This window comes from Jutongia sp. (genome assembly GCF_057878315.1).
This window is the reverse complement of the sequence record NZ_DBLXSO010000002.1, coordinates 81,234-94,120: the sequence shown is the minus strand read 5'-3', so window position 1 is coordinate 94,120 and position 12,887 is coordinate 81,234. Positions and strand designations below refer to the sequence as shown.

Annotated in this window: 12 protein-coding genes and 1 other annotated feature; of the genes, 11 read left to right on the top strand and 1 reads right to left on the bottom strand. The window is 47.0% G+C overall.

The window, feature by feature from the left end:
* From ACZLMD_RS00935 to serS, 5 genes are all read left to right on the top strand, one after another.
* The coding region (locus ACZLMD_RS00935; protein WP_489494959.1) for a hypothetical protein at positions 1 to 963 on the top strand (963 nt) is incomplete at its 5' end.
* Between the two features lie 171 nt (positions 964 to 1,134).
* Entirely contained in the window at positions 1,135 to 1,602 is a 468-nt protein-coding gene (locus tag ACZLMD_RS00930) for a low molecular weight protein-tyrosine-phosphatase (RefSeq protein ID WP_489494958.1), read from the top strand.
* Between the two features lie 189 nt (positions 1,603 to 1,791).
* The gene (locus ACZLMD_RS00925) at positions 1,792 to 2,955 is read left to right on the top strand and encodes a galactokinase (protein ID WP_482521370.1); all 1,164 of its coding nucleotides are present in this window, start codon (positions 1,792 to 1,794) and stop codon (positions 2,953 to 2,955) included.
* 38 nt (positions 2,956 to 2,993) lie between these two features.
* Positions 2,994 to 5,597, top strand: a complete 2,604-nt coding sequence (locus ACZLMD_RS00920) for an EAL domain-containing protein (RefSeq protein WP_489494957.1) — start codon at positions 2,994 to 2,996, stop codon at positions 5,595 to 5,597.
* Entirely contained in the window at positions 5,563 to 6,858 is a 1,296-nt protein-coding gene (gene serS, locus ACZLMD_RS00915) for a serine--tRNA ligase (protein ID WP_022305119.1), read from the top strand. Before ACZLMD_RS00920 ends, serS begins: the two co-directional genes overlap by 35 nt.
* A gap of 253 nt (positions 6,859 to 7,111) precedes the next feature.
* Here serS and lepB read toward each other — a convergent pair whose 3' ends face one another.
* Complete coding sequence (gene lepB / locus ACZLMD_RS00910; RefSeq protein WP_486817905.1) at positions 7,112 to 7,798, bottom strand: signal peptidase I; 687 nt, start codon at positions 7,796 to 7,798, stop codon at positions 7,112 to 7,114.
* Positions 7,799 to 7,981: 183 nt separating this feature from the next.
* On the opposite strand from lepB, the gene ACZLMD_RS00905 reads away from it, so the two are divergent.
* From ACZLMD_RS00905 to ACZLMD_RS00880, 6 genes are all read left to right on the top strand, one after another.
* Complete coding sequence (locus ACZLMD_RS00905; protein WP_486817904.1) at positions 7,982 to 8,779, top strand: C39 family peptidase; 798 nt, start codon at positions 7,982 to 7,984, stop codon at positions 8,777 to 8,779.
* Between the two features lie 147 nt (positions 8,780 to 8,926).
* Positions 8,927 to 9,061: a sequence feature (ribosomal protein L10 leader region), on the top strand.
* A 49-nt stretch (positions 9,062 to 9,110) separates the two neighbouring features.
* On the top strand, positions 9,111 to 9,611 hold the full coding sequence (gene rplJ / locus ACZLMD_RS00900) for a 50S ribosomal protein L10 (RefSeq protein WP_482521375.1): 501 nt from the start codon (positions 9,111 to 9,113) through the stop codon (positions 9,609 to 9,611).
* A 52-nt stretch (positions 9,612 to 9,663) separates the two neighbouring features.
* On the top strand, positions 9,664 to 10,029 hold the full coding sequence (rplL, locus tag ACZLMD_RS00895; protein WP_022305894.1) for a 50S ribosomal protein L7/L12: 366 nt from the start codon (positions 9,664 to 9,666) through the stop codon (positions 10,027 to 10,029).
* Between the two features lie 112 nt (positions 10,030 to 10,141).
* Positions 10,142 to 11,497, top strand: coding sequence for an MATE family efflux transporter (locus ACZLMD_RS00890; RefSeq protein ID WP_489494956.1), 1,356 nt, complete (start codon positions 10,142 to 10,144; stop codon positions 11,495 to 11,497).
* Between the two features lie 208 nt (positions 11,498 to 11,705).
* The gene (locus tag ACZLMD_RS00885; protein ID WP_489494955.1) at positions 11,706 to 11,852 is read left to right on the top strand and encodes a hypothetical protein; all 147 of its coding nucleotides are present in this window, start codon (positions 11,706 to 11,708) and stop codon (positions 11,850 to 11,852) included.
* A 335-nt stretch (positions 11,853 to 12,187) separates the two neighbouring features.
* Entirely contained in the window at positions 12,188 to 12,814 is a 627-nt protein-coding gene (locus ACZLMD_RS00880; protein WP_489494954.1) for a hypothetical protein, read from the top strand.
* Positions 12,815 to 12,887: the final 73 nt, after the last annotated feature.

Genomic DNA, 12,887 nt, shown 5'->3' with positions numbered 1-12,887 from the left:
GAATTACTTAAGAGAAATAACGAATCGCCTATAGAGCGCCCAACAAAAGGTGTGTTAATGACACAAATAAGTAATTTTATTTTGAAGTCTAGAAATGGGTACAATGAAGACTATATTTGTAAATATCTTCCGATTGAAGTGGCAAGAGAAAGTGTGAAAAATCACCAGATTTGGATGAAGAAAACTACGCTATTAAATGATGAACGTGAGCAAAGAGTTGTACCAGAATTATTTGAAGATAAATCTTGGATTACATATAAATGGGTTAGTGATATTAATTTTACAGCTACCAGAATATATTATGTTTCATCATTCAGTAAAAGTGTTAATAATTCAGATATGCAGGATGGGTATGGACAGTGCCTATATGGTTATAAGAATGATAGAATTTCTGAATTAATAGCGCCTATTGGAATATGGCATTTGAAGAAAAAGGCAGGCGTTGAAAATGATATGCCAAATGAAATAGAACGCCCGTATATAGCGCAAACTTTAGCGTTTGATGTTATTTACGATGTTGAGGAAGCAAAGCGGGAATTAACATATTTGTTTGGTGTTATTGATATGTTTAATATGAGTGACGCGGAAAAAAAGAAATTCTTAGAAGAGATAATGCAATATTGGATTTTATCGGTGAAGGATGCTAAATGGTCTGGAGAACGAGAGAGAAGATATGTGATCTTTATGTATGATGACTATGATTATAGGGAAACAGAGATTGATGATACATTTTTAAAAGTGAAAACATCAATTTTTCTTACTCCTGATTTTATCATAGGAAAAAATCCTAGCAGATATGAGATCCTTTATCAACTAAATGCAAAAAGACATGCATTATATTCAAGAGAGTATATGTTATGCAAAAATTGTTTCCTTCAGGATTACGACCAGGCTAGAAAGATGCCTGAAAAATGTCCAGTTTGTGGTTCGGACAATGTAGAACTAATTATCGAAGAAGAGTAGTAATTATTGAGTAGTTCTACTCCGTTTCTACTACGATTACTGTACACATCTTGCAAAATTTTGCTAAGATTTGCATTTTATGTACAGAAATGACCAATGCATAAAGAAAAATTAACACCGCGCAAAACGCTGCAAATGGCAGCAGGAAAGCGCCTTTTGAAAGGAGAAATTATGAGCATTCGAGTACTTTTCGTATGCCACGGCAACATCTGCCGTTCCACCATGGCGCAGTTCGTTTTCCAGCACCTTGTCAACGAACAGCACCTCACCGATCAGTTCCACATCGACTCCCGTGCCACCAGCACGGAGGAGATCGGCAACCAGCCACACCACGGCACTGTCCGCAAGCTGCGTGAGGTCGGCATTCCGGTGCTGCCGCACCGCGCCACGCAGATCACCTGGCAGGATTATCAGGAGGCAGACTATATTATCGGCATGGACGAATGGAATATGAAAAATCTCCATCGCATGCTGAAGGGCGACCCGGACGGCAAGGTGTACAAGCTGCTGGAGTTTGCGGGCAGTCATCGGGACATTGCGGATCCGTGGTACACCGGCAATTTTGATGTGACGTACGATGACGTGCTGGAGGGTTGTACGGCGTTCCTGAAGTATCTTAGGGAAAATAAAGAGATATAATATGATATTGGGGGCAAAAGGCATCCACCCTCCCGATCCCATCCTCCTTCTTGTTTTCCAAACGTGAATAGTATATAATATACTTTATATAATGATGCACGGCAATGATATCAATGGATCGATCCGGAGCATCAGATGGAGGGGCGATATTTTCGAGCCCTTTCATAGAACACGACGGAGGGACAGACCATGAAGGAAAAGATTTATAAGAGATTTCAGGAGATTTTTGGAGCGGAGGGACAGATTGGTGTTTATTTTGCACCGGGACGTGTGAATCTGATCGGTGAGCATACCGATTACAACGGCGGACATGTATTTCCGTGCGCCCTGACGATCGGTACATATGGAGCCGTTCGCAAGAGAAATGACAATAAGCTTCGCTTTTATTCTATGAATTTTGAGCATCTGAACGTGATCGAGTCAAGTCTTGATGATCTTACGCCGCGCAAGAATGCCGGATGGACGAACTATCCGAAGGGCGTGATGTGGGCGTTGCGTGAGAAGGGCTATGAGATCCCGTGTGGTATTGATCTGATGCTGTTTGGTAATATCCCGAATGGTTCGGGACTTTCGTCTTCTGCATCGGTGGAGGTGCTGACGGGTTATATTCTGAATGATCTGTTTGATCTTGGTATTTCCAATCAGGATCTGGCACTTCTGGGACAGTTTTCGGAGAATAATTTCAACGGTGTCAACTGTGGAATTATGGATCAGTTTGCAATCGCTATGGGCAAGAAGGATCATGCAATCTTTCTGGATACGGCAGATCTTTCATTTGAATATGCACCGATCAAGCTGGAGGGTGCAAAGATCGTGATTTCCTGCAGCAATAAGAAGCGTGGCCTTGGAGATTCCAAGTATAATGAGCGCCGTGCAGAGTGCGAGGAGGCTCTGGAGGAGATCCGGCAGAAGGTGAAGGTGGACAGCCTTGGTGACCTGAGCGAGGAGCAGTTTGAAGAGGTGAGGGATGCGATCAAGGATGCAACCCGCCAGAAGAGAGCAAAGCATGCGGTATATGAGAACCAGCGCACGATCAAGGCAGTACAGGCATTGAAGGCAAATGATATTGAGCTGTTCGGTAAGCTGATGAATGCGTCTCATGTTTCGCTGAGAGATGATTATGAGGTGACCGGTATTGAGCTTGATACACTGGTGGAGGAAGCCTGGAAGGTTGAAGGTGTGATCGGTTCCCGTATGACAGGAGCAGGCTTTGGGGGATGCACCGTAAGTATTGTAAAGGATGATGCCGTTGATACATTTATTGAGAAGGTTGGCACAGCCTATAAGGCAGCAATCGGATATGCCGCCGATTTCTATGTAGTACAGATCGGAGACGGTCCGGCGAAGCTGTAAGATAAGGAGATTTACAGGATACAAAGGGGGTGCGTGGTATGGAAACGATTTCAGATAAGATAGCAGAGAGCGGTTTTGAGATGCACAAGGAACAATTTGCCAGACTGGCAGGCATGTCGGAGTGCGGCATGATGATCACGAAGATGCAGGCGGAGCCTCAGATCATATATGCCAATGACGGATTTTACAGAATGTTTCAGTATACCCCGGAGGAGTTTGAGGAATGCTTTGATAATAAGGTCATGGGACCGGCGCTCCCGGAGGAGAAGCAGCGTATGAAAGCGCTGATGGCGCGTCAGGTCAGTATGGGCGGTAGTATTCATCTGGAGTTTCGGGCGAAGCGCAAGGATGAATCGATCATCTGGATTTCTTTTACGGCGAAGAGAGAAGCGGAGCCGGGGAGTATGGTGTATTATTGCTCATGTCTGGATATTTCGGGTTCTAAGCGGCATCTGCAGGATGTCTACAATGCCAAAAGAGAGCTGGATCTTATCGCAAACAGTATTCCGGGTGGTGTGATCAAGGTTCGCTTGAATGATTTTAAGATCCTTTATGCGAATGATGGTTTCTTCCGATTGGCGGGATACAGCCGATCGGAGTACAGCATGCAGTTTCATAATGATACCTCGAAGCTTGTTTATCCGGAGGATCTGGATATGGTGACGAGCCTTATCAGGCAGGCAATCGAGAACCGGGGACCTTTGGCGGTGGAGTACCGGATTATGGCGAAAAGTGGCGAGATCCGCTGGTCTTACATTAATGGTACGCGGATTGATGATGACGATGGAAAGCCGGTTTATCTGTGCGTAATCGTGGATATTACCGCCAGAAAGCAGGCGGAGGCAGAGCTTGCGGACAACAATCACCGCTCGAATGTGGTCACCAGCATGCTGAAGGAGACAATCTGGACCTACGATCTGGAGAATCAGGTGCTGCGCCGGGATGGCGATCTGGGTGAGTCGTATTCGCCGGAGTCTATTCTGGAGGGGCAGTTTTCAGACGAGAAGCTTCAGACGATCATTCATCCGGATGACGTGTCAAAGTTTATGGAGATGCGCAATTTCTGGATTGAGCAGGAGGGCAGATATCAGGATGTCTTCCGGGTGATCAATAGTCACGGTGCTTATCACAGAATGCAGATCAGTACCTATACGGAGAAGAGACCGGGAAAGGGAGCTGTTGTCTATGGCTTGACGAGGCTTCTTTCCGACGGAGAACAGACGGCATTGAAGCCACAGGAGTCAAAGCCGGCAGATCTGGAGATTACACAGGTTGCAGGCAAACTGAAGAAGCTTGCGGCGTCAGCAAGAGCGAAGACAGAGGATACAATCACCGGTCTTTTACCGTATGCATCGTTCCTGCGTAAGGCTGAGAAGATCCTGTCGAACCGGAGAGAGGATTCACACTATGCATTGATCTGTGCGGATATCAATGAATTTCAGAGCTTCAGCCATCATTATGGCTTTTATGTAAGTAATCGGATTTTGAAAGCATTTTCGGATGTTTTGTTAAATCATTTGACAAAGGATGGAATGTGTGCGAGAGTAGACGGAGACTATTTCGTCGTTCTCTTTCAGTACGGAAGTCACAAGGAACTGGTTCGCGCAATGTCCGCAGTTGTCCGTCATCAGCAGGAGGTTGAGGCGGAGGAGGACAACATTGACTTCGGATCGACGGTTGGAGTTTATCTGATCCAGCAGGAGGATCACGAACTTTTAGGAATGTTGGAGAAAGCAGATCTTGCCAGAAGAAGCATTAAGGGACTTCGCGGCAATCATTATGCGATCTATACCGAGGATATGGAGCAGCAGTTGTCCCGCGAGGACGAGATGGCGGGAGAGATCCGACGTGCGATGGACGAACGGACGGTCGAGATCAGCTATCTTCCGCGTATCAGAGGGGATAAGGATCATGTAATTGGGTGCAAGGCGATACCGAGGATCCTTATGAAGGATGGTCAGTATTTTGAGTATACGCAGATCATGCATCTGATGGAGCGCGGCACGCAGTTAGAGGAGTTTAGTTTCTATCTGCTGCAGGAGGTTGCAGATAACATTGGTGCCTGGAAGGCAAAGGGCAATACGGTCATTCCTGTTTCGCTGGAGATGACGGCAAGCCAGCTGTCGACCCGGCATGCGGTTGAGCGCATTCATAATATTGTTGTGGAGCGGAATAATCTGGAACCGGAGGATTTCATTTTTGAGATTCCGGAGCGATTCTTCGCCGATGCGACCACAGCATTTGAGGTGGCGATCCGTAACCTGACGAATCTGGGGTACCGGGTGATCATCAGCCGGTTTGGTGCCGATCATACAGCAGTTAATTCAATGCGTCGTCTGCCGGTGACCGGTATTAAGTTCCATGGAGAGTATTTCAGCGAGCATATGATCAATGAAAAGGATACCGTGGTATTTCAGAAGACGGTGGAGATGGCGAAGGAGATGGGTCTTACCGTCACCTGTGGGGGTATTCATACCAGGCTTCAGGAGGAGTATGCGAAAAAGATAGGATGCGATGTGTTTGAGGGCGTGATTTATTATGGCGCCATGAAGAACGTTGTATTTGAAAAATGCTTTTTGAGCGAATCAATCATAAAGGAGAAAAGAAATGTTAGACTTGAAATTTGTCAGAGAAAATCCTGACATCGTAAAACAGAACATCAAAAATAAGTTTCAGGAGGACAAGCTTCCACTTGTGGATGAGGTGATCGCACTCGATGCAGAGGCGAGAAAGACACAGCAGGAGGCTGATGAGCTCCGCGCACGCCGCAAGAAGATCTCCAAAGAGATCGGTGGTCTGATGGCACAGGGCAAGAAGGATGAGGCTGAGCAGAGAAAGGCTGAGGTTGCAGAGATCGCCCCTCGTCTGGAAGAGCTGCAGGCAAAGGAACCGGAGCTTGCAGAGAAGATTCAGAAGATCATGATGGTCATTCCGAATATTATTGACCCAAGCGTACCGATCGGTAAGGATGACAGCGAGAATGTGGAGATTCAGAAGTATGGTGATCCGGTTGTGCCTGACTTTGAGGTGCCTTATCATACAGAGATCATGGAGCGTTTTGACGGTATTGATCTTGACGCTGCAGGAAAGGTTGCCGGTAACGGATTTTATTATCTGATGGGCGATATTGCAAGACTTCATTCTGCAGTTCTTGCTTATGCAAGAGATTTTATGATCAATCGTGGATTTACTTACTGCATTCCGCCGTATATGATCCGAAGCAACGTCGTGACAGGCGTTATGAGCTTTGCAGAGATGGATGCGATGATGTATAAGATCGAGGGTGAGGATCTCTACCTGATCGGTACCAGCGAGCATTCTATGATCGGTAAGTTTATTGATACGATTCTGGAGGAACAGTCACTGCCTCGCACACTGACAAGCTATTCTCCGTGCTTCCGTAAGGAGAAGGGTGCACATGGTATCGAGGAGCGTGGTGTTTACCGTATCCATCAGTTCGAGAAGCAGGAAATGATCGTTGTCTGCAAGCCGGAGGAGAGCAAGGAGTGGTTTGATAAGCTGTGGCAGAACACGGTTGATCTGTTCCGTTCACTGGATATCCCGGTTCGTACATTGGAGTGCTGCTCCGGAGATCTGGCAGACCTGAAGGTGAAGTCTATTGATGTTGAGGCATGGTCTCCGCGTCAGAAGAAGTACTTTGAGGTTGGAAGCTGCTCTAATCTGGGTGATGCACAGGCACGCCGTTTAAAGATCCGTGTGAAGGGCGAAGACGGCAATAAGTATTTTGCACATACACTGAATAACACAGTTGTTGCACCACCTCGTATGCTGATCGCATTCCTCGAGAACAATCTGCAGGCAGACGGCAGTGTTAAGATTCCGGAGGCATTAAGACCTTATATGGGTGGCATGGAAGCGATCACAGAGAAGAAGAGTAAATAAAGATATAATGAGTCCCAAGGGACTCATATTAGGAGTTTCTCCGAAACTCCGCTATGCGCAAAAAAACGTGCGCAAATATATGTTATAATGAGTCCTTTAGGACTCATATTAGGAGTTTCTTCGAAACTCCGCCATGCGTAAAAAACGTGCGCAGATATATGTTATAGAAAAAAGCAGAGGGTGTCCCGTTTTGGGGACACCCTTTTTGCCGTTTAAATATTCGTCTGTGAAACATATTAAAGCAGCTGCAGAATTATTTCTCTGTTTGATCGTGATCGGAATGCACCGGCTCGTCTGTGTCGCGTTTTCCGGAAAAGAGCGGCAGCAGAAAACTTCCAAGGATCGTATAGATAATGTAGCAGGCGGCGCCGATGATCACGATGCGCTTAAACCATTTGAGATGAACGGGTGTGATGTGATACTGCTTTGTAAGATTGTGCGTTACCTTTGCCTCAATCTTGTCCTTCCGGATCGGTCCGATCTCACGGCTGTCGGTGGAATTGTTCCGATTGTCACCCATCACAAAATATTCGTTATCGGATAACCGGATGGACATATCGGAGGTATTCATCGGCTCGGCGATATAGTTCTCTGTCAGAGCCTTGCCGTTGACATACACAACGTTGTCCTTAATATCGACCTGATCGCCAGGAAGACCGATGCAGCGCTTAACGATGCGTTCCTTGAGAACATCGCTGTATATGATCAGGATGTCTCCCTCGGCAATCTCTGCTTTCTTGTCGCCGACCAGCAGATCGCCGTTCGTGTAGGTGTTGTTCATGCTGTTTCCGTCTACCGTGAAAAGCGGCATCTGGCGGATAAATATGATCAGTGCGATCACAGCAAGCAGGAACAGAAATTGCAGGGTATCTACAATAGAAAATTTCTTTTCTTTTTTATCGACCGTTGTTTCTTCGGATATATTTTCTGTTTCGTTCATGAGGATTATCCTTTCTCGTATTGTGTTTTCAGCCCCTATCTTATCACATTGCTTCTTTAATGTAAAATTACGCCGCAGGAATATTCAGAGAAACATTAGGTTTTCTTGAGGAAAAGCAAAGGCATTTTCGGACAGGAGATCCTATAATGGTAATCACACAGAAACAGAAATGGGGGACAAAGGATGCGGAAATGGAAAAGAAGAAAGAAACGAAGACTTGTGCTGACGGTGCTTCTGGTGATCGGGGGGTTCCGTCTGCTGACGTGGAACGGCGGTGCCGGAAATATTTTGAAGAACGGAATGGAGGCGGTTTCGGAGCGGATTTCTCTGGGACAGGATCAGTTTCTGAAAAACGAAGACGGAACTTATCCGGATCAACTGGTGGAGCTTGCAAAAAAGAACAGGGAGACAAGACAGTTTGTGAAGGATTATCCTGAAAATGCCGGCAAAAAGCAGAAGATTAAGCTGACCGACGAGGATCTGAAGGGGAATCAGGGAAGCAGCGTGCCGTTGCTTGTTCAGTGGGATGAGCGATGGGGTTACCGGAAGTACGGTAATGATTTTATGGCGCTGACCGGATGTGGTCCTACGTGTCTTGCGATGGTTGCGGAAAGTCGAGGAGAGACAAAATGGAATCCGTGGAGGGTGGCGAAAATGGCGCAAAGGAATGGTTATTATGTGGATGGTCAGGGCTCGGCATGGTCGCTGATGACGGAAGGTGCGGCAAAGATGGGCTTAAACGGTACAGAGATGTCATGTGATGCGGAAACGATCCGGCGGACGCTGGAGGACGGGCATGTGATCATTTGTGCCATGCGTCCGGGGGACTTTACAACAGCAGGACATTTTCTGGTGCTTGCCGGTGTGACGCAGGATGGCGAGGTGATCATCAACGACCCGAACAGCAGAAAGAACAGTCGGAGAACGTGGGATCTGGAACGGGTTGTGCCGCAGATCAAAAACCTGTGGAAGTATTCCTGACCATGGAAAAGTGGAAGAATTAAGATATGAATGGGAAATTTATGTGTGAAAAAAATTAAGACATAAACGGACAAGAAAAATGAGAAGAAAAATGAAGATAAAAGGTTGACAATTGTGAATGAATGTGGTAATATGTCATTCGATTTGTGAAAACAAGTCATACTGCCGTAGACAGTAGGTGCTGATAGCTCAGCGTAAGGAAACCGCCTACCGAGGAAGGATGTAATTATTTTGATGATTTCACCTCTCTGTGTTTACGCAGGGAGGTTTTTTAATAAGAACTTCCCAAGGCAGGAAAAATTATGGGACTGCCCAGGAAAGGAGATATCTTATGGCAAAGGTTGAATTAAAACAGCCAATCGTTGATGAAATCAAGGCGAAGATCGATGGCGCTGCTACAGTAGTGCTTGTTGATTATCGTGGACTGACTGTAGAACAGGACACAAAACTTCGTAAGGGATTGAGAGAGGCAGGTTGTGAGTACAAGGTATACAAGAACACACTGATGAAGCGTGCGTTCGAGGGTACTGATTTCGCACAGCTCGATGATCTTTTAGACGGACCATCTGCTATTGCAATTTCTAAGGAAGATGCAACAGCTCCTATCCGCGTTTTAAATAACGTTGCGAAAGAGGCTGAGGCTTTGGAATTCAAGGGTGCCGTTGTTGAGGGTACATTCTATGATGTTGACGGTGTTAAGGCACTGGCAAGCATTCCTTCAAGAGACGAGCTTATTTCCAAGCTGCTTGGTTCTTTGCAGTCACCTATCACCAATCTTGCTCGTGTGCTTAATCAGATCGCAGAGCAGGGCGATAGTGCAGCAGAGGCATAATTAACATTTTATTGAAACAAAACGAAAAGAAAATAATACGGAGGTTATAGAAATGACTACACAGGAATTTATTGATGCTATTAAGGGCATGACAGTGTTAGAGCTGAACGATTTAGTTAAGGCATGTGAGGAAGAGTTTGGTGTATCTGCAGCAGCAGGCGTTGTTGTAGCAGCAGCAGGCGGAGATGCAGCAGGCGCAGCAGAGAAGGATGAGTTCGATGTTGAGCTTACAGAAGTTGGTGCAAACAAGGTTAAGGTTATCAAGGTTGTTCGTGAAGTAACAGGTCTTGGACTGAAGGAAGCTAAGGAAGTTGTTGATGGCGCTCCTAAGGTTCTTAAAGAGGCTGCTTCTAAGGACGAGGCTAACGAGATCAAAGAGAAGCTCGAGGCTGAGGGTGCTAAGGTTACACTTAAATAATTTAACCGAAATATTGTGGCATCTATGTCATGTAAATATGCTGGCAGAGGTTTCAGAAATGAAGCTTCTGTCAGCTTTTGTTTGCTTTTATTAGTATTTGGAGTGATGAGTTATGGCAAAGAAAATGACAGAGGGCAGACCACTGCCTTTGATAATGGGATTCGCAGTTCCGCTTTTGATCGGAAATGTTTTGCAGCAGACCTATAATATTATTGATGCGGCGATTGTCGGGAGAGCATTGGGGGCGAATGCTCTGGCGAGTGTAGGTGCATCAAGCAGTGTCCAGTTTTTGGTACTCGGCTTTTGCATTGGTCTGGCGTGTGGCTTTGGCGTGCCGATCGCCAAAAGCTTCGGTGCGGGAGATATGGCACAGATGAGAAGTCATATTTTTCACTCCATGTTCCTGACCGGTGTATTTGCGGTGATCCTGACGGCAGTCTGTGCGCTGCTTTGTCCGCAGATCCTGCATCTTTTGTCAACGCCGGATGAGATTTATCAGGGAGCCTATAATTATCTGATCATATTGTTTCTCGGTATACCGTTTTCATTGTTGTATAATCTGATGTCCAGCATCCTGCGATCGGTGGGAGACAGCAGAACACCATTTATATTTCTGGCGATCTCAACCGTGTTAAATATTATATTGGATCTTGTCTGCATTCTGGTATTTCACTGGGGTTGTGCCGGCGCGGCGGCTGCAACGATCACGGCGCAGGCGGTCAGCGGCATTTTGTGCTGCATTTACATCTGGACAAAGGTGCCGGTGCTTCGGATTTCCGGAAAGGATTGTCATGTGCAGAGCCGTGGAGTGCGGATCATGTGCACCATGGGCGTACCGATGGGACTGCAGTATTCGATCACGGCGATCGGAAGCATGGTGATGCAGTATGCCAATAACAGTCTCGACAGCGTTGTGTATGTCTCTGCATTTACGGCGGCACTGCGGTTGAAGCAGTTTTTCATGTGTCCGTTTGATGCGATCGCCACGGGCGTGTCCGTTTTTTGCAGCCAGAATCTGGGTGCAGGCAAAAAGAAACGTATCGTCAAGGGACTTTTTCAGGGAATGGCAGTTGCTGTGGGGTATGGTCTGTGTGCCGGAATCCTGTTGATCTTCTTCGGACGGGATCTGTGCCGGATTTTTATCAGCAGCAGGGAAAATAAAGTGTTGGATGCTGCCGCTATGTATCTGTTCTGCCAGGGCTTTTTCTTCTGGAGTCTCGGCATTCTGAATGTGAGCCGCATGACGACACAGGGACTTGGCTATTCCGGCAGAGCAGTATTTTCCGGCGTGACAGAGATGGTGGCAAGGATCGTGGTCAGCCTGATCTTTGTTCCGATCTACGGTTATGCGGCAATCTGTTTCGGCGATCAGACAGCGTGGGTGTCAGCGTGTATTTTTATCTTTCCGACCTGTCTGATCTGCTTGAAAAAGGTCGGTGCGAATTTTCGCTTCCGCAAGGTGGCGTAGTTTGCAGTTCATTAAAAGCGAAACGGCGGAAAGAAAAAGCCGGGGCTGCGTGATCCGGAATGTCGAAGGTGTGGTCCGGGCTCCGTTCTGTGAGATTCGCAAGGGCGAGGGCTTGGATCCGGTTCAAGTCTCGGACGGGGTGGTGCAGGAGGCTTTGGTTCCGGCTTTGGAGGGACACAGCCGCACGGGTGTGGAGGCATAGGAGGTCTTGGTCCCGATTTTGGCTCCGGTTCAGATCTCGGACAGGGTGGTGCCGGAGGTTTTGGAGGGACACAGCCATTCGGACAGGGCGGCTTTGGCGGCGGGCAGAATGGACAGCACGGGAAGCATGGTGGCGGACACGGCTTTGGCCTGAAAGGCTTTGGCGGTGGCATCGGCTTCGGTTTGTGTCCATGAGCACAGAGCGCATCCAGAACAGAATTAACCTCATCAACGCAGTGCTTCATATGGAGGACTTTACGGTTAAGCCGGTAGTTGCACTGCGTTTTGCGTGCGATCATATTTTGGATAGACATAAGAGCCTCCTTGAACCGGAACATTCTTATCACTCATGATATGACGTTTTGGACCAAAGGTGCCTGTTTAAATAATTTTCCGAGGTCTGTAAAGTTTCGGACGTAATCAGCCGATAAGAATAATAACAGAAGATGCAGTAAATTATGTTCGCAAAGGAAAAGGAGGTTCGGGAACATGAGTATATCATCAATCAACGGAGTTGGCGCATACAGCGTGACTGCTGCAGAGACAGAGAGCAAGGCGGCAAAGGCGGCAGAGACAACCGATAAGCAGGTCAAGGAGGACGCTGCAGTATTTGAGAAGAGTCAGGATACCAAGAAGGACAGTGCTAATCAGATTTATAATAGAGACAACGTGATCGCAAAGCTGAAAGCAGATCAGCAGACACGTCTGGACAGCATGAACAGTCTGGTACAGAAGCTTTTAGGAAAGCAGGCAGAGAAGTTTAATCTGGCAACAGGAACCAATCTGGCAGCAACCTTCCGTGAGATCGCAGGAAAGGTTGACCAGCAGACGATTGACGATGCGAAGGCATCCATCGCAGAGGACGGTTACTGGGGCGTTGAGCAGACATCAGACCGTCTGGTCAGCATGGCAATCGCTCTTTCCGGTGGAGATACCAGCAAGGCAGATCTTATGATGGAGTCTCTTGAGAAGGGTTATAAGCAGGCAACAAAGGCATGGGGCGAGGATCTTCCGGAGATTTGTCAGGATACCGTGGACGCAGCCAAAAAGAAAATGGAAGACTGGAAAAACGGTGTCACAACAGCAGAGGATTATTCCAAGTATCTGAATGAGTAATTTTAGAATAATGTGGCACTGCTGCTGAGAAGAAAGCGGCAGCTGCCGGACAGAAGTTACATAGAAAAGACCG

Coding starts and splice junctions, on each gene's coding strand:
- ACZLMD_RS00925 (WP_482521370.1), top strand. CDS start 1,792: ATGAAGGAAAAGATTTATAAGAGATTTCAGGAGATTTTTGGAGCGGAG.
- ACZLMD_RS00880 (WP_489494954.1), top strand. CDS start 12,188: ATGAGTATATCATCAATCAACGGAGTTGGCGCATACAGCGTGACTGCT.
- ACZLMD_RS00890 (WP_489494956.1), top strand. CDS start 10,142: ATGGCAAAGAAAATGACAGAGGGCAGACCACTGCCTTTGATAATGGGA.
- ACZLMD_RS00905 (WP_486817904.1), top strand. CDS start 7,982: ATGCGGAAATGGAAAAGAAGAAAGAAACGAAGACTTGTGCTGACGGTG.
- serS (WP_022305119.1), top strand. CDS start 5,563: ATGTTAGACTTGAAATTTGTCAGAGAAAATCCTGACATCGTAAAACAG.
- rplL (WP_022305894.1), top strand. CDS start 9,664: ATGACTACACAGGAATTTATTGATGCTATTAAGGGCATGACAGTGTTA.
- ACZLMD_RS00920 (WP_489494957.1), top strand. CDS start 2,994: ATGGAAACGATTTCAGATAAGATAGCAGAGAGCGGTTTTGAGATGCAC.
- lepB (WP_486817905.1), bottom strand. CDS start 7,798: ATGAACGAAACAGAAAATATATCCGAAGAAACAACGGTCGATAAAAAA.
- rplJ (WP_482521375.1), top strand. CDS start 9,111: ATGGCAAAGGTTGAATTAAAACAGCCAATCGTTGATGAAATCAAGGCG.
- ACZLMD_RS00930 (WP_489494958.1), top strand. CDS start 1,135: ATGAGCATTCGAGTACTTTTCGTATGCCACGGCAACATCTGCCGTTCC.